This is a genomic window from Streptomyces fumanus, assembly GCF_014655295.1.
In the GTDB taxonomy this organism is placed as follows: Bacteria; Actinomycetota; Actinomycetes; order Streptomycetales; family Streptomycetaceae; genus Streptomyces; species Streptomyces fumanus.
In genome coordinates this window covers 34,328-50,301 of the sequence record NZ_BNBI01000019.1, presented here as the reverse complement: position 1 = coordinate 50,301, position 15,974 = coordinate 34,328, and the positions used below count along the sequence as shown (strand labels likewise).

Annotated in this window: 18 protein-coding genes; 11 read left to right on the top strand and 7 right to left on the bottom strand. The window is 75.3% G+C overall.

Going from position 1 to position 15,974, the window contains the following annotated elements:
* The first annotated feature begins 109 nt into the window (after window positions 1-109).
* From IE316_RS31880 to IE316_RS31855, 6 genes are all read left to right on the top strand, one after another.
* Complete coding sequence (locus tag IE316_RS31880) at window positions 110-787, top strand: class II aldolase/adducin family protein (RefSeq protein ID WP_190208018.1); 678 nt, start codon at window positions 110-112, stop codon at window positions 785-787.
* A 64-nt stretch (window positions 788-851) separates the two neighbouring features.
* Entirely contained in the window at window positions 852-1,970 is a 1,119-nt protein-coding gene (locus IE316_RS31875; RefSeq protein WP_190208017.1) for an alpha/beta hydrolase family protein, read from the top strand.
* A gap of 181 nt (window positions 1,971-2,151) precedes the next feature.
* Complete coding sequence (locus tag IE316_RS31870; RefSeq protein ID WP_190208016.1) at window positions 2,152-3,555, top strand: hypothetical protein; 1,404 nt, start codon at window positions 2,152-2,154, stop codon at window positions 3,553-3,555.
* 186 nt (window positions 3,556-3,741) lie between these two features.
* Complete coding sequence (locus tag IE316_RS31865; protein ID WP_190208015.1) at window positions 3,742-5,340, top strand: ABC-F family ATP-binding cassette domain-containing protein; 1,599 nt, start codon at window positions 3,742-3,744, stop codon at window positions 5,338-5,340.
* Window positions 5,341-5,675: 335 nt separating this feature from the next.
* Window positions 5,676-5,897 (top strand): helix-turn-helix domain-containing protein, encoded by a 222-nt coding sequence (locus IE316_RS31860; RefSeq protein WP_003976983.1) that lies wholly within the window; start codon window positions 5,676-5,678, stop codon window positions 5,895-5,897.
* Between the two features lie 147 nt (window positions 5,898-6,044).
* Window positions 6,045-6,857, top strand: a complete 813-nt coding sequence (locus tag IE316_RS31855; protein ID WP_190208014.1) for an enoyl-CoA hydratase/isomerase family protein — start codon at window positions 6,045-6,047, stop codon at window positions 6,855-6,857.
* A 24-nt stretch (window positions 6,858-6,881) separates the two neighbouring features.
* Here IE316_RS31855 and IE316_RS31850 read toward each other — a convergent pair whose 3' ends face one another.
* Complete coding sequence (locus IE316_RS31850) at window positions 6,882-7,613, bottom strand: nucleopolyhedrovirus P10 family protein (RefSeq protein ID WP_190208013.1); 732 nt, start codon at window positions 7,611-7,613, stop codon at window positions 6,882-6,884.
* An 87-nt stretch (window positions 7,614-7,700) separates the two neighbouring features.
* Between IE316_RS31850 and IE316_RS31845 the strand changes: the two genes are divergently transcribed.
* Genes IE316_RS31845 through amaP form a run of 5 tightly spaced genes read left to right on the top strand, consistent with a single transcriptional unit; the run spans window position 7,701 to window position 10,009 of the window.
* Window positions 7,701-8,183: an Asp23/Gls24 family envelope stress response protein gene (locus tag IE316_RS31845; RefSeq protein ID WP_190208012.1), complete on the top strand. Its 483-nt coding sequence runs from the start codon at window positions 7,701-7,703 to the stop codon at window positions 8,181-8,183.
* 35 nt (window positions 8,184-8,218) lie between these two features.
* Entirely contained in the window at window positions 8,219-8,404 is a 186-nt protein-coding gene (locus IE316_RS31840; protein WP_190208011.1) for a hypothetical protein, read from the top strand.
* Window positions 8,401-8,784, top strand: a complete 384-nt coding sequence (locus tag IE316_RS31835; RefSeq protein ID WP_373311372.1) for a hypothetical protein — start codon at window positions 8,401-8,403, stop codon at window positions 8,782-8,784. Before IE316_RS31840 ends, IE316_RS31835 begins: the two co-directional genes overlap by 4 nt.
* On the top strand, window positions 8,781-9,425 hold the full coding sequence (locus IE316_RS31830) for a DUF6286 domain-containing protein (RefSeq protein ID WP_190208009.1): 645 nt from the start codon (window positions 8,781-8,783) through the stop codon (window positions 9,423-9,425). Before IE316_RS31835 ends, IE316_RS31830 begins: the two co-directional genes overlap by 4 nt.
* Entirely contained in the window at window positions 9,422-10,009 is a 588-nt protein-coding gene (gene amaP, locus IE316_RS31825) for an alkaline shock response membrane anchor protein AmaP (protein ID WP_190208008.1), read from the top strand. Before IE316_RS31830 ends, amaP begins: the two co-directional genes overlap by 4 nt.
* A 9-nt stretch (window positions 10,010-10,018) precedes the next feature.
* On the opposite strand, the gene IE316_RS31820 is transcribed toward amaP, so the two are convergent.
* The 6 genes from IE316_RS31820 to IE316_RS31795 form a co-directional block, all read right to left on the bottom strand.
* Window positions 10,019-10,774, bottom strand: a complete 756-nt coding sequence (locus tag IE316_RS31820; protein ID WP_190208007.1) for an SDR family oxidoreductase — start codon at window positions 10,772-10,774, stop codon at window positions 10,019-10,021.
* A 5-nt stretch (window positions 10,775-10,779) separates the two neighbouring features.
* On the bottom strand, window positions 10,780-12,561 hold the full coding sequence (locus tag IE316_RS31815; RefSeq protein ID WP_190208006.1) for a glycoside hydrolase family 15 protein: 1,782 nt from the start codon (window positions 12,559-12,561) through the stop codon (window positions 10,780-10,782).
* A 49-nt stretch (window positions 12,562-12,610) separates the two neighbouring features.
* Window positions 12,611-13,405: an SURF1 family cytochrome oxidase biogenesis protein gene (locus IE316_RS31810; protein WP_190208097.1), complete on the bottom strand. Its 795-nt coding sequence runs from the start codon at window positions 13,403-13,405 to the stop codon at window positions 12,611-12,613.
* 48 nt (window positions 13,406-13,453) lie between these two features.
* Window positions 13,454-13,687 carry a metallothionein gene (locus tag IE316_RS31805; protein WP_190208005.1) on the bottom strand — a complete coding sequence of 78 codons (234 nt, stop codon included), beginning with the start codon at window positions 13,685-13,687 and terminating at the stop codon, window positions 13,454-13,456.
* 132 nt (window positions 13,688-13,819) lie between these two features.
* A complete protein-coding gene (locus IE316_RS31800; RefSeq protein WP_190208004.1) occupies window positions 13,820-14,806 on the bottom strand; it encodes a DEDDh family exonuclease in 987 nt (328 codons plus the stop codon).
* Between the two features lie 115 nt (window positions 14,807-14,921).
* Window positions 14,922-15,932 carry a CopD family protein gene (locus IE316_RS31795; RefSeq protein WP_190208003.1) on the bottom strand — a complete coding sequence of 337 codons (1,011 nt, stop codon included), beginning with the start codon at window positions 15,930-15,932 and terminating at the stop codon, window positions 14,922-14,924.
* Window positions 15,933-15,974: the final 42 nt, after the last annotated feature.

Here is a 15,974-nt window from a genome sequence, read left to right as displayed (position 1 = left end):
CGGGGTCACCGCCACCGCGCGGACCCGCCCCCGCCTGGCAGGATCACCGCAGCGCCGCCCGACGGCGGCGGCGCGGGGGCGCGCGGGGCGCCGGTGAGGAGGCGGAAGCATGACGGAACCGCAGGTCAGGCCGGTGCGCGAGGAGGAGGCGCGGGCCTGGGAGGCACTGGTGGCGACGGCCCGGCGCACGGTCGCCGACGGACTGGTCGTCGGCACCTCCGGCAACGTCTCGGTCCGCGTCGGCGACGTCGTCCTGGTCACACCCTCCGGCGTGCCCTACGACCGGCTCACCCCCGGCGACGTGACCGGCGTCGGCCTCGACGGCCGGCAGGTCCTCGGCAGCCTGGTGCCGACCAGCGAACTCCCCCTGCACCTGGCGCTGCACCGCCGCACCGGCGCCCGCGCCGTCGTGCACACCCACGCCGTGCACGCGACCGCCGTCTCCACCCTCGTCGACGAGCTGCCGCCCATCCACTACATGACCGCCGCCCTCGGCGGCCCGGTCCGGGTCGCCCCCTACGCCGCCTACGGCACCGAGGAACTGGCCGCGCACATGCTCCGCGCCCTCGACGGCCGCTCCGGCTGCCTGCTGCGCAACCACGGCACCGTCACCTTCGGCGCCACCCTCGACCAGGCGTACGACCGCACCGCCCAACTGGAGTGGATGTGCCGCCTGTGGCTCACCGCCTCCTCCGTCCCCGGTCTGACCCCCGCCCTGCTCACCCCCGGGCAGCTAGCGGAGGTAGAGCGGCGGCTGCGCGGGTACGGGCAACGGGAACGGCCCTGACCGGACGATCACCCCCGGCCGCCCACCGCTGGCCGCCGGGCCGCAGCGCAAGGAGACTGGACGGGTGCGCACTGCCACCGCGACGGCCGCCGCCGTCACCGCAGCCCTGGCCGCCGGCGCCGCGAGCGTCGCCGCCGGCCGCCTCGCCAGCGACGCCGCCCTCAAGGCGCCCCCCGGCCGGCCCCTGCCCACCGAACCCCGGCTCACCGTGCACGGCACCGCCGCCGGGCAGATCACCCTCACCCGGGCCCTCGCCTCGCTGCGCCCCGGCCGCTACGGACTGGGCGGCGACGGCTCGCACGCCGTCGTGGGCCCCGTCCTGCCCGGCGCCGCCCACCCGGCCGACACCGTCGTGCGCCGTCTGGAAGGCGTCACCCACGGCACCCTGCGCCCCGGCGACAAGGCGTGGCTCACCCCCAACCTGTTCGTCGGCACCCCGCGCACCGCCCTCGGCCTGCACCACACCGACGTCGAGGTCCCCGGCGAACTCGGACCGCTGCCGGCCTGGTTCCTGCCCGGCGACCGCGGCACCTGGATCATCGCCGCGCACGGCCTGGGCACCACCCGCGAACACGCCCTGAACCTGATGGGCCTGTTGCACGAACTGCACTTCCCGCTGCTCGCCCTCGCCTACCGCGGCGACCTCGGCGCCCCCCGCCCGCTGGACGGACTGCACCACTTCGGCGAGACCGAGTGGCACGACCTGGACGCCGCCGTCCGCTACGCCGCCGACCACGGCGCCCGCCGGATCGTGCTGCTCGGCTGGTCCACCGGCGCCACCATGGCCCTGCGCACCGCCGCCCGCTCCGGCCTGCGCGAGCTGATCGCGGGCCTGGTGCTGGACTCCCCGGTCCTCGACTGGCAGGCCACCCTGCGCGCGCTGGCCGCCGCCCGGCGCACCCCGGGCGCCCTGCTGCCGCTCGCCGTCCGCGCCGCCCAGGGCCGCACCGGGCTCGACTCCGAACGCCCCGGCGGCCGCGCCCGCCTCGACGTGCCGGCCCTGGTGCTGCACGGCCCGGACGACACCGTCGCCCCCTGGGCACTGTCCCGCCGGTTCGCCGCCGCCCACCCGCGCCTGGTCACCCTGCACGCCGTGCCGGGCGCCCCGCACGGCGCCATGTGGAACGCCGACCCCGAGCGGTACGAAGAGGTGCTGCGCCGCTTCCTGACGCCGCTGGCCTGACCCCCCAGGTCACCGGCCCCGCCTTCCCCCTCCGGCCGCCCCGCCCGTTCCGCTTCGGCGGCGCGGGAACCGGCCGGCCGCCGCCTCCGGACGCCCCGCGCCGCCCCCGCCCCGGCCCGCCCGACGGCCCCCGGCGGCATTCCGTTTGGGTTTTCGGACCGTCAACCGGAAGACTGCACACGTGACGTCCCGTATCCCGCGCGACTCCAGGCTCCGACTCGTCCGCCCGCGATCCCTGGCCGCCGCCCCCAGAGCGATCAACCAGCCGCGCCCGCGCCGCGCCGCACCGCGCCCCCCGGAGGGCACACCCGCCCGGTCCGAGCTGGCCCGCATGGCCCGCGCCGGACTCGCCGACGCCGCCCGCGTCGCCCGCTGGGCCGACGCCGTGCTCGGCCCCGGCCGGGACAGCGCCACCGACGACGGCAAGGCCACCCTCTCCGACGCCACCGCCGAGCGCGCCGCCCGGGAACTGGGCCTGACCGTCGAGCAGGTCCGCGCCGACTGGGACACCGCCCGCCTGGCCGGACTGGTCGAGGTGCACGGCGACAGCGCCCGCCCCGGCTGGCGGCTGCGCGCCTGGGACCGCGACGACAGCGCCGTACTGCGCGGCTGGGTCGCCCTCTTCGACGCCTGGTCGCTCGCCCACCCCGAGCCCGCCGGCCACGAGCCCGCCGCCGTCGCCGAGGTCGTCTCCGCGATGCCCCAGGTGCTCTCCTTCCTCCAGTTGTCCGCCGGACCGGTCCCGGTACCGCAGCTCCTGGACCTGCTGGAGCAGCGCGTCACCGAACTGCGCACCGAGCGCTGCGAGATCCCCTACGGCCCCGAGGCCGAGCCCCCGCGCCCGGCGGAACCCGCCGCCGACGCCCCGCTCGCCCCGCTGCTGGACTGGGCCCTGCACGCCCTGGCCGCCGTCGGCGCCCTCACCTGCGGCGACGGCCAGGCCACCCTCACCCCGCTGGGCAACTGGGCGGTCTGGGTCAAGCTGGAGCAGATCTGCGTCGCCGCGCAGAGCCCCGCCGGGAACATCGAGCAGTCCGCCGAGGCCATGCTCCGCGGCTGCGCCCAGCTCCGCCCCAACGCCGCCCGCGCCGAGTACCGCGCCTGGCTCGCCGCCCGTCCGGTCGGCAGCGCCGTCACCGAGCTGCTCGCCGCCGCCCGGGGCGAGGACGCCCTGCTGCGCGGCCTGGCCTTCGAGGCGCTGCGCGTGGTCGGCGCCCCCGCCGAGCCCGACGTCCGGGCCGTGCTGGACGAGCCGACGCTGCGGCCCTACGCCCTGCTCTGGCTGGCCGAGCACGACGGCGCCGACCCCGAGGACGCCCACGAGGTGCTCACCCGCGAGGAGGCCACCTGGCTCTGGGTGGACACCGCCGCCGCCGTCGCCGACCACGGCGAGGCCCCGCTGCTGGTGCGGCACCTGGAGTCCGCCGTCCAGCCCACCGTCCCGATGCTGCTGGACGAGGTCCGGGCCGTCGGCCACCCCCGCACCGTGCAGGTGCTGGTGGCGCTGGCCGCCGCCCACCCCGACCCGGCCCTGGCCAAGGCGGTGCGCCGGGCGGCCTTCCAGGTGCACACGGGCGGCGACTGAGCGGCCCGGACCCCGGACGCTCCGCTCCGGCTCCGGTGACCGGGCGGCGCTCCCGTCCACCGGAGCCGGAAAAACTGCTTGCACACCCCCGGTAGAATGGCCGTCATGGCCATTCTCCTCGCGCATTAGACAGCGGGTCAGTCCTCAGCCGCCCCTCCCGCCTCCCACCCGCCCTGGAGTCTGTCCGTGATCTCCGCCACCGGCATCGAGCTGCGCGCCGGCGCCCGCGTCCTCATCGAAAACGCCACCTTCCGCGTCGCCAAGGGCGACCGCATCGGCCTGGTCGGCCGCAACGGCGCCGGGAAGACCACCCTCACCAAGTGCCTGGCCGGCGAGGGCATCCCCGCCGCCGGCACCATCACCCGCTCCGGCGAGGTCGGCTACCTCCCGCAGGACCCCCGCACCGGCGACCTCGACGTGCTCGCCCGCGACCGCATCCTCTCCGCCCGCGGCCTGGACGTGCTGATCCGCAAGATGCGCGAGAACGAGCAGCGCATCGCCAACGGCCAGGGCGCCACCCGCGACAAGGCCCTGCGGCAGTACGAGCGCCAGGAGACCGAGTTCCTCACCAAGGGCGGGTACGCCGCCGAGGCCGAGGCCGCCACCATCGCCGCCGCGCTCAACCTGCCCGACCGGGTGCTCGGCCAGCCCCTGCACACCCTCTCCGGCGGTCAGCGCCGCCGCATCGAGCTGGCCCGCATCCTCTTCTCGGACGCCGACACCCTGCTCCTGGACGAGCCCACCAACCACCTCGACGCCGACTCGATCACCTGGCTGCGGGACTACCTCAAGACCTACCGCGGCGGCTTCATCGTGATCTCCCACGACGTCGACCTGGTCGAGACGGTCGTCAACAAGGTGTTCTACCTGGACGCCAATCGCGCCCAGATCGACATCTACAACATGGGCTGGAAGCTCTACCAGCAGCAGCGCGAGGCCGACGAGAAGCGCCGCAAGCGCGAGCGCGCCAACGCCGAGAAGAAGGCCGCCGCCCTGCACTCGCAGGCCGACAAGATGCGCGCCAAGGCCACCAAGACGGTCGCCGCGCAGAACATGGCCCGCCGCGCCGACAAGCTGCTGGCCGGCCTGGAGGCCGCCCGGGTCTCCGACAAGGTCGCCAAGCTCCGCTTCCCCCAGCCCGCGCCCTGCGGCAAGACCCCGCTGATGGCCGAGGGCCTGTCCAAGTCCTACGGCTCGCTGGAGATCTTCACCGACGTCGACCTGGCCATCGACAAGGGCTCCCGGGTCGTCATCCTCGGTCTCAACGGCGCCGGCAAGACCACCCTGCTGCGGCTGCTCGGCGGCGTGGAGCAACCCGACACCGGCCGGGTGATCCAGGGCCACGGCCTCAAGCTCGGCTACTACGCCCAGGAGCACGAGACCCTCGACCCCGACCGCACCGTCCTGGAGAACATGCGCTCCGCCGCGCCCGACATGGACCTGGTGGAGGTCCGCAAGGTGCTCGGCTCGTTCCTGTTCTCCGGCGACGACGTGGACAAGCCGGCCGGGGTGCTCTCCGGCGGCGAGAAGACCCGTCTGGCGCTGGCCACCCTGGTGGTCTCCTCGGCCAACGTGCTGCTGCTGGACGAGCCCACCAACAACCTCGACCCGGCCAGCCGCGAGGAGATCCTCGGCGCGCTGCGCACCTACCAGGGCGCCGTCGTCCTGGTCACCCACGACGAGGGCGCCGTCGAGGCGCTCCAGCCGGAGCGGATCATCCTGCTGCCCGACGGCGTCGAGGACCTGTGGGGCGCGGACTACGCGGACCTCGTCGCCCTCGCTTGATCGAATGGATGATCCACGGCGTATGGATCATTCGGCCGATCCGTGATCCATCATCTGTGTGAGACCGCCTCGTACCGAGGTGTGGCCTACATCTTTGTCACGGCCGAGCCCTCCGTCCCCGGAGGCTCGGCCGTGACGCCTTTCTGACCAGGAACTTCACCGAAGAACCCGTTCGGGTGTACGGACACCGATCTCTGGAATTCGCCGTTCCGCTTGTGGGGACGCGCTCCTGTCGTCACAACCTTGTCTCACCGACCTTGCCGAATGGGTGGCCATCGGGCCCGGGAGGGGTGATCATGAGGAGACCAGAGCGCACTTCCCATGAGGAGGCACGGGTGGCCGAGACTCTGAAGAAGGGCAGCCGGGTGACCGGCGCCGCGCGCGACAAGCTCGCGGCAGACCTGAAGAAGAAGTACGACGCCGGTGCGAGCATCCGGGCCTTGGCCGAGGAGACCGGCCGCTCGTATGGCTTCGTGCACCGCATGCTCAGTGAGTCGGGCGTCACGCTCCGAGGGCGTGGCGGGGCGACCCGGGGCAAGAAGGCCACATCGGCCTGATTCCCCCCGGGCGGCCCCTCGGCTCTCCGAAGGTGGCCACCCGGTCGGACACATGACCGACCGGGTGGTTACTGTGCAGTCACTTACGTGGGTCGTACGGAGTCCCGTACGGCACGCCAGGACGACCGCACCCATCGGAGGCGCCCCATGGCTTCGCCCGCCCAGGACCACGGCACCGCGGGTCCCGTACTCGACCAGGACGGCGTACGGCTCACCGTCGACGACGCGATCGCCACGGTGACGCTGACCAACCCGGCCAAGCGCAACGCGCAGAGCCCCGCCCTGTGGCGGGCGCTCACCGAGGCCGGTCGGCAACTGCCGGGCACGGTACGGGTCGTTGTGCTGCGCGCCGAGGGCAAGTCGTTCTCGGCCGGGCTGGACCGGCAGGCGTTCACGCCCGAGGGCTTCGACGGCGAGCCGTCCTTCCTCGATCTGGCGCGCGGTTCGGACGCCGAGCTGGACGCGGTCATCGCCGAGTACCAGGAGGCGTTCACCTGGTGGCGGCGGAGCGACATCCTCTCCATCGCCGCTGTACGCGGACACGCCATCGGGGCCGGGTTCCAGCTCGCCCTCGCCTGCGACCTGCGGATCGTCGCCGACGACGCGCAGTTCGCGATGCGCGAGACCGGCCTCGGCCTGGTCCCCGACCTGACGGGCACCCACCCGCTGGTCTCCCTGGTCGGCTACGCCCGGGCCCTGGAGATCTGCGTGACCGGGCGGTTCGTCACGGCCGAGGAGGCGGTGAGCTGCGGGCTGGCCAACCTCGCCGTGCCCGCCGACCAGCTCGACGGCGCCGTGCGCGATCTGGCGTCGGCGGTGCTGGCCGCGCCGCGCGACGCGGTGGTGGAGACCAAGGCACTGCTCCAGGGCGCCACCACCCGTGACCTCGACACCCAGCGCGCCGCCGAACGCGCCGCCCAGGCCCGCCGCCTGCGCGACCTGGCGGGCCTCGGCGAGTAGCCCGCGGCGGCCCGGCGCGCCGCCTCAGTCCAGCGCCGTGACCAGCACCGCCACCGACGGGTGGTCCGGCAGCGCCTCGGACACCGCGGCGCGCAGTCGCCGGGCCACCTCCACGGTGCGGTGGCCCGCGTCCACCGCGCACTCCACCCGCACGTGCCGCCGGGGCAGGACCGCCTCCCCCGAGGACGCGGTGAAGTGCGCCGGGCGGCCCAGCGTGTCCGTCAGCCGGGTCACGCCCGCCACCGCGAGGGCGGCCGCCGCCGCCCGCGCCTCGTCGCCCTCGCCGGCCGGACCGCCCGGCCCCCGCGCGTCCCCGGGCGCCGGCTCGGGCCGCGGCGGCCGGGCCGGCTCCCGGTCCGCCTCCAGCAGCGCCGTCACCCGCAGGTCCACCTCCGTCACCGTCAGGCCCAGGCGGGCCGTCGCCGCCGTCGCCAGGGCCGTACGGACCCGGGCGGTCGTCGTCGGCAGCGGCTCGTCCGCCGTCGCCGCGAGGTCGGCGGTCACCCTGAGCGGCCCCGGCGGCAGGGCGCTGGGCGGCGGCGGAACGGCGGGTTCCTGCGCCTCCTCCGGGTCGGCGGGCCCGACCCGCAACCCGTCCAGCCGAACGCCCGGCACGCTGTCCGCCGCCTCCAGCAGGATGCCGCGCGCCGCCCGTTCGGCGATCCAGGCGCCGTCCCGCGGCCCGCCCAGCGGCAGGAACCTGCCGAGGCCGAGCTGCTCCCGCACCGTCCGTGTCCACCGGTCAGCCGTCGTCATTCCTCCAGCCTGCCGCATCCCTGGCGCGCGACCGAGCATCCGCACTTAACGTGGTCACGGAACCCCGACCGGAAGGGACGCAGGGCGATGAGCGAGACCACGGAGCGACAGGGCACGGCGACAGAGGGCCTCACCGGGGCCAAGGCACAGTCGGCCAGGCGCGGCGGCGGGGACCCCGGCACCCGGGGACGCACCACCATCGCCGACGGCGTCGTGGAGAAGATCACCGGAATGGCCGCCCGGGACGTGGTGGGCGTGCACGCCATGGGCAGCGGCATGTCCCGCACCTTCGGCGCGGTCCGGGACCGGGTGCCCGGCGGCGGCGGGAACAAGTCGGTGACCCGCGGCGTGAAGGCCGAGGTCGGCGAGAAGCAGACCGCGCTCGACCTGGAGATCGTCGTCGAGTACGGCGTGTCGATCGCCGATGTGGCCCGCGATGTACGGGAGAACGTGGTGGCGGCGGTGGAGCGGATGACCGGGCTGGAGGTCGTCGAGGTCAACATCGCGGTCAGCGACGTCAAGCTGCCGGACGAAGAGGACGAGGACCAGCCGGAGCCGCGGATCCAGTGACGGCGCCGGTCACCCCGAACTGAGGAGAGCGCACCATGAGCATGGCCGTGGTCGGCCTGATCGCCGGCATGGCGCTGGGCTTCGCCGGTTACTTCGGCGGATTCGGTGCCTTCCTGCTGGTGGCGGCCCTGGGAGCCGTCGGCTTCGTCGTCGGCCGGTTCCTGGAGGGAGACCTGGAACCGGGCGACTTCTTCCGCAGCCGCGGCGACCGGCGGCGGTGACCGGGGTGAGCGGAGCCGCCGGTGAGCCGCCCCCGTCCGGGACCGTCGTCCCGCCCGGCGAGCGCGGGGCGACCCGGATCGCGGACCGGGTGGTCGCCAAGGTCGCCGCCCAGGCGGCGCGCGAAGCGGTGGGGCAGCTCCCGCCGGACGCCGCCCGCCCCCAGGCCACCGTGGTGGTGCGGCACGAGGCCGCCCGGGTCCGCGTCCACCTCGAACTGGACTTCCCGAGCGACGTCGGCGCCCGCTGCGGCCGGGTGCGGCACCGGGTGGTGCAGCGGGTGGGCGCGCTCACCGGCCTGCGCGTGCCCGAGGTGACCGTGCACGTCGAACGGCTGCACCTGGCAGCGGAGTACCGGGCACCCCAGGGGAGGACCCGATGAGCGGACCCGCCGAGCAGGGCGCCACCAGCAGGCCCCCCGTCCTGGAGGGGCAGGCCGGCGCCCAGCAGGACCCCCCGCCCGCCCCGGAGACCGGCGCGCGGGCCCGCCGCTTCTGGTCGGCGCGCCGCCTGCCCGCCTCGATCACCGCCCTGGTCCTGCTGGTCCTCGCGGGCGCCTTCCTGTACGACATCGCCGCCGTCCGGGCCGGCCGCCGGGCCCTCGGCTGGCGGCGCACCCTGGCCCGGCAGCTCGCCGAACGGCCCCTGGACGACACCTGGGTGCTGGTCGGCGCGGGCGTCGCCGCCGCCCTCGGCCTCTGGCTGCTGCTGCTGGCGCTCACGCCCGGCCTGCGGTCGCTGCTGCCGATGCGCCGCACCCACCCCGACGTCCGCGCCGGGCTGCACCGGGACGCCGCCGCCACGGTGCTGCGCGACCGCGCCATGGAGGTCGCCGGGGTGCAGTCCGCGCGGGTGCGCACCCGCCGCGCCAAGGCCAAGGTCCGCGCGGTCTCCCACTTCCGCGAACTGGACGACGTACGCACAGACCTGGACGCCGTACTCACCGACACCGTGCGCGGGCTGGGGCTGGCCCGGCCGCCGAAGCTGTCGGTGCGGGTGCGGCGGCCCGGACGGAAGGGGTGAGCGCGGTGCTCAGAACCGTCAACCGGGTACTGCTCGCGGTCGCGGGGCTCGTCCTGCTGGTCCTCGGCGGCTCGGTGCTCGCCGTCGGCCTCGGTGCCTCCCCGCCCTCCTGGTGGATCCACGACGGACGGCACGACGTGCTGCTCAGCGAGGGTCAGCGCACCCGGTGGCGGGACGCGGGCTGGTGGTGGCCGGTGGTGATCGCCGCGCTCGCCGTGCTGCTGCTGCTCGCCCTGTGGTGGCTGGTCGCGGCGGTGCGCCGGCACCGGCTCGCCGAGCTGCTGGTGGACACCGGCGACGGCGAGGGCGCGGTGCTGCGCGGACGGGCCCTGGAGCGGGTCTTCGCCGAGGAGGCGGCCCGCTCCGACGGCGTCGACGGCGCCCGGGTCCGCCTCACCGGCCGCCGCACGGCCCCCCGGGCCCGGGTCCGGCTGCAACTGGAACCGCACGTCGACCCGGGCACCGCCCTGGCCGACCTGACCGGGCACGCCCTGCTGCACGCCCGCCGCTCCGCCGGACTGGCGGCGCTGCCCGCGGAGGTCCGGCTGCGCGGCGTCAAGCACGGCGTCGAAAGGGTCAGTTGACGCCGCCGCTCAGAAGCCGTGCCGTACGCCGCCGTCCACCGGCAGCATCACACCCGTCAGGTACGACGCGGCCGGGGAGAGCAGGAAGGCGGCGGCGCGGCCGAACTCCTCGGGGCGGCCGTAGCGGCGCAGCGGGATACGGGACTCGGCGGCGGTGCGGGTGGCCTCCGGGTCGGCGGACAGGGCGTCCAGCTCCCGCACCCGGTCGGTGTCGATGCGGCCCGGCAGGACGCCGACGACCCGGATGCCGCGCGGGCCCAGCTCGTCGGCGAGGGACTTGGCGAACCCGGCCAGCCCCGGCCGCAGCCCGTTGGAGACGGTCAGCCCCGGGATCGGCTCGTGCACCGAGCCGGACAGCACGAAGCCGATCACCCCGCCCTCGTCCAGTTCGGCCGCCGCCGTCCGGGCCAGGCGCACCGCGCCGAGGAAGACCGACTCGAACGCCGTCCGCCACTGGTCGTCGGTGTTGTCGGCGACGAAGCCCGGCGGCGGACCGCCCACGCTGACGCAGATCCCGTCGAAGCGGCCGAACCGCTCCCGGGCGGTGGCGATCAGCCGGGCGGCGGCCTCCGGATCGGCGTTGTCGGCGGCCACGCCGACCGCGTCCGGGCCCAGCGCGGCGGCGGCCTCGGCGGCACGCCGCCCGTCCCGTCCGGTGACGACCACCTTGGCGCCGTCGGCGACCAGCTCCCGCGCGGTGGCGTTGCCCAGGCCCCGGGTGGCCCCGGTGACGACGTACACCCGGTCCTTCAGTCCAAGATCCATGGCCCCTATCCTGCCCCCTCGTCCCCGTACAGGGCGAGGGCGGTGTGCACCAGGCCGATGTGGCTGAACGCCTGCGGGAAGTTGCCGAGCTGCCGGCCGGCCGCCGGGTCGTACTCCTCGGCGAGCAGCCCCACGTCGTTGGTGAGCGCCAGCAGCCGTTCGAACAGGTCCCGGGCCTCGGCGGTGCGGCCCGCCAGGTGCAGGGCGTCGGCGAGCCAGAACGAGCAGACCAGGAAGGTGCCCTCGCCGCCCGGCAGCCCGTCGGCGCCGGCCCGGGTGCTGTAGCGGTGCAGCAGGCCGTCCTGGAGCAGTTCCTTCTCCACGGCGTCGATGGTGCCCAGGACGCGCGGGTCGTCCGGCGGCAGGAAGCCGACCCGGGGGATGAGCAGCAGCGCGGCGTCCAGCTCCCGGGAGCCGTAGTACTGGGTGAACGTGTTGCGTTCGGGGTCGTAGCCCCGCTCGCAGACCTCGCGGTGCACCTCGTCACGGAGCGCCCGCCAGGCGTCGAGGTCGCCGGCCAGCTCCGGACGGGCCTCCAAGGTGCGCACCGCGCGGTCGGCGGCCACCCAGGTCATCACCTTGGAGTGGACGAAGTGGCGGCGCCCGCCGCGCACCTCCCACAGCCCCTCGTCGGGCTCGCGCCACACGGTCGTCAGGAAGTCCATCAGGGCCCGCTGGAGCTCCCACATCTGCGGCTTGTCCGGCATCCCCGCGGTGCGGGCCAGCGACAGGGTGTCCATCACCTCGCCGTACACGTCGAGCTGGAGCTGGTCCACGGCGGCGTTGCCGATGCGCACCGGCCGGGACCCGGCGAACCCGGACAGCCAGGGCAGCTCGTACTCGGGCAGCCGGCGCTCACCGGCCAGGCCGTACATGATCTGGAGCGCGGAGGGGCTGCCGGCCACCGCGCGCAGCAGCCAGTCCCGCCACGCCTCCGCCTCGTCCAGGTACCCGGCGGCGAGCAGGGCGCCGAGGGTGAGGGTGGAGTCGCGCAGCCAGCAGTAGCGGTAGTCCCAGTTGCGCACGCCGCCCGGCTCCTCGGGCAGCGAGGTGGTCGCGGCGGCCACGATGCCGCCGGTCGGCGCGTAGGTGAGGGCCTTGAGGGTGATCAGGGAGCGGACCACGGCGTCCCGGTGCGGGCCGGTGTAGCGGCAGCGGGCGGCCCAGGACCGCCAGTCGGCGACGCTGTGCTCCAGGGCCTGGTACGGGTCGATCTGCCGGGGCCGCGGCTCGTGCGAGGGGTGCCAGGTCAGCACGAACGCGACCTTCTCGCCCGCCGCCACGGTGAACTCGGAGTGCGTGCCCAGGTCCTCGCCCCAGGTGCGGACCTCCGGGTCGCTGCGCAGCCAGGCCGAGTCCGGGCCGGCCACCGCGACCCGGTGGCCGTCGGTCCGGCGCACCCAGGGCACCACCGAGCCGTAGTCGAAGCGCAGCCGCAGGGTGCTGCGCACGGTCACCCGGCCGCTCAGGCCCTCCACGATCCGCACCAGGTCGGGGGCGCGGTCGCGCTGCGGCATCAGGTCGGTGACCCGGACCGTGCCCTGCGCGGTCTCCCACTCGGTGTCCAGCACCAGGGTGTCGGGCCGGTACGCGCGCCGGGTGCAGCGCTCGGCGCCGACCGGGGCGATGCGCCAGTGGCCGTTGTCCTCGTCGCCGAGCAGCTTGGCGAAGCAGGCGGCGGAGTCGAAGCGGGGCAGGCACAGCCAGTCCACCGAACCGTCCGTGGCGACCAGCGCCGCGGTCTGCTCGTCACCGATGATCGCGTAGTCCTCGATACGGGGATGCACGGGGTTCCGTCTGCCCGGCGCGGTGACGGGGCAATCAGGGCGGCGGGCGCTACACGGACGCCGGTTCCGCCTCCGCCGGGTCCTGCGCGGCGGCCGCCCCGGCCCGGTCGCGGACCTCGCGGCGGACCAGGAACCACCAGCCGACCGGGACGGCCGCGGAGAACAGCCACCACTGGATCGCGTACGCGAAGTTGAGCGCCGCGTCCTCGTCACCGGGCTTGCCGATCGGCTGGGGGCTGCCGTTCCCGGGCACGGGTGCGGTCAGCACGACGTAGCCGCCGAGCACCGGGGCGTCCAGCCGCTCGGCCTCCCGGGCGCTGCTGATGAGCATGATCTGCCGGTCGGGCAGACCCTCCAGGTCCTTGATGCCGCTGGCCTCGGTGGTCTCGTCGGGCATCATCCGGCCGGTGACGGTGACCTCGCCGGACGGCGGGGCGGGGATCTTCGGGAACTCCGTCTGGCTGGGGCCGTCCGCCGGGATCCAGCCCCGGTTGACCAGCAGGACCTTGCCGTCGTCGAGGACGAAGGGGGTCAGCACGTGGTAGCCGACCTCGTCGTCGGCGTTGGTGCGGCGGCGGACCACGACCTCGTCGTCGGTGTCGAAGCGGCCGGTGGCGGTGACGCGGCGGTACCGCTCGTCGGTGGTGATCCGCTTGCCGGGGGAGGTGAGCCGCTCCACGGGCACCGGGTCGGCGCTCAGCGCCCGGGCGACCAGGTCGTTGCGGGCGGTGCGCTCGTCGTAGCGGTGCATCTGCCAGAAGCCCAGCCTGATCATCGTGGGGATGAGGAGGAGGGCGATCAGGGTCAGGATCACCCACTGCCGGGACAACAGGAAGCGGTACACCCCATGACCGTACAACTCGGCCATGGGGGGTGCGCACGGGGGTGCGGGTCAGACCCGGTCGACGATTCCGGTCCTCCCCTCGGCGCGGGCGCAGTGGGCGCCGCAGTACCAGTGGCCCTCGGCCTCGACGCCCTGGCCGATGATCTGCACCCGGCAGTGCTCGCAGACCGGGGCCATGCGGTGGATCGCGCAGGAGAAGCAGTCGAAGACGTGGACCGCGCCCTGTGCGTGGATCTCGAAGGTCATGCCGTAGTCGTTGCCGCAGACTTCACATGTCGCCATGGGCCACAGGGTGGGCCGTCGCCGCGGCCCGGGCGAGCGGGCACCGGGCGAGTCGTCCCGCTTTCACCCGTCTCGTCCGGCAATCACCCGTCCGACGGCACACACCTGTACGACGGTCCGCGCCCGGCCCGGTCAGCCGTCGGCCGGGGCGACGTCCCGCAGCAGTTGCCCGAAGGCCGCCTCGTCCACGATCGGGGTGCCGTACTGCCGGGCCTTGACCACCTTCGACGTGCCCGAGTCGGGGTCGTTGGTGACCAGCAGGCTGGTCAGCCGGGACAGGCTGGTCGCCACGTGCAGCCCGGCCTCGGTCGCGCGGTCCTCCAGCAGCTCCCGCTCGGTGGAGGTGTCACCCGAGAAGGCGACCCGCATGCCCTGCTTGAGCGGTTTGCCGTCTTCGTACCGGCCCGGGTTGGGGTACGGGCACGCGGGCCGCTTGCGGGAGGGGCGCCAACTCGTCACCGGGTAGCCGCCGTGGCGCACCTGGCGGCCGATCCGGGCGGTGGGCCGGTCCGCCCACTCGGTCAGCGGCCGGCACTCCTGCAGCGGCAGCTTCACACTGCCCGCGGCGGCGGCCCGCAGGCTCGGCCGGAACGCCTCCGCCAGCACCCGCGCGTCGTCCAGCGCGTGGTGCGCCCGCCGCTGCACCACCCCGAAGTGCGCGGCGAGCGACTCCAGCTTGTGGTTGGGCAGCGGCAGCGCCAGCTCCTTGGCGAGCGCGATGGTGCACAGCCGCTGGCGCACCGGGGCCTCACGCTCCGCGCGCGCGTACTCCCGGGCGATCATCTGCCAGTCGAAGACCGCGTTGTGCGCGACCAGCACCCGGCCGTCGAGCCGGGCCGCGAACTCCTCGGCGATGTCCCGGAAGAGCGGCGCCCCGTCGAGCACCTCGCTCGTCAGACCGTGTATCCACACCGGGCCCGGGTCCCGCTCCGGGTTGACCAGGGTGTACCAGTGGTCCTCGACCTCGCCGCGCGCGTCCAGACGGTAGACGGCCGCGGAGATGATGCGGTCGTCGCGGGCCAGGCCGGTGGTCTCCACGTCGACGACCGCGTATCCCCGTGGGTACGCGGCCGGCCACACCGTGGGGGACGACGCTTCGGTCGTACGGTCTTCGAGCATGGTTCACGAGGATACGGGCCGGGACTGACAGCGCCGTCCCGCAGGGGCCCCGGCGCGCCCAAGTCCCGGGCCGCCCGGGACCGTTCGCCAGGTCCGCGGCCGGCCGGCCGGCGGCTCACCAGCGGATCGGTACCGGAAGGGCCGTCAGCAGCCCGGACACCGCGACCACCAGGCCGAGCACCGCGACCTCCACGCGCGCGGGGACGCAGGCGGCCAGGGGGCCGGCCGCGCGGCCCAGCTTCACCCGGGCGCACAGGGCGAGCGCGGCGACGGCCGCCACCAGGAGCACCTTGGCGAGCAGCACCCGCCCGTACGCGGTGTCCGTCAACTGCCCGGCGATGCCGTCCGGTGGCATCCGGCGCAGCGAACTGCACACCCCGGTCGCGGTGATGGCGGCGAGCAGACCGGCCGCCACGCGCGCGTAGCGGCCCAGCAGCGCCGGGCCCGCCGCCGCGTCCCGCCAGCGGCCCAGTATCCGCAGCGCGTGGAGCAGACCGCCCGCCCACAGGGCGGCGCAGACCAGGTGCACCAGGGTCAGGGCGGAACCGGCCAAGGGGCTCTGCTCGGTCGGCGGGTGCGCGCGCAGCGCCTCCGCGACGGCCACCGCGGCCAGCGGCCACACCTGGGTGCCGGGCCGGGCCGAGCGGGCGCACAGGCCCGCCAGCAGGAAGGCGTTGACCTCCAGCAGCGCCAGCCTGCCGTCCCGGGAGGCGTGCAGCCCGCCCAGGTCGAGGTCGGCGAGGCGGCCCGGCACCAGGTTGCCGGTGGCCACCACCGAGGCGAGCCCGAGCGCGGCCAGGAACCCGGCCGCCGCCGCGTACGGGGACCAGCTCCGGGGGGCGAGCGGGGGAGCGCCGGGCACCGCGCGGGCCAGCTTCCCGACCAGGAGTTCGCCCAGCGGGACGCAGAGCGCCGCGCACAGCACCGTGCGCAGCAGGCCGATGCCGCCGGTGCCGGGGGCCGCGGCCTCCCCGGTGCCGTGCAGCGCGGGCGACGGGCCGAGCAGCGGGATCAGCGCGCCCAGGGCCACCAGCACGAGCACGGCCACCGCCCGTCCGGCGCCGGAGCGCCGCCGGACGGTCCCGGCGGGCGCGGCGGCCGGGGGCGTGGGTCGCGTCAGGGTCACCCGAGGATCTTCACCAGCGCCCCGGGACCGGGCAAGTCGAAG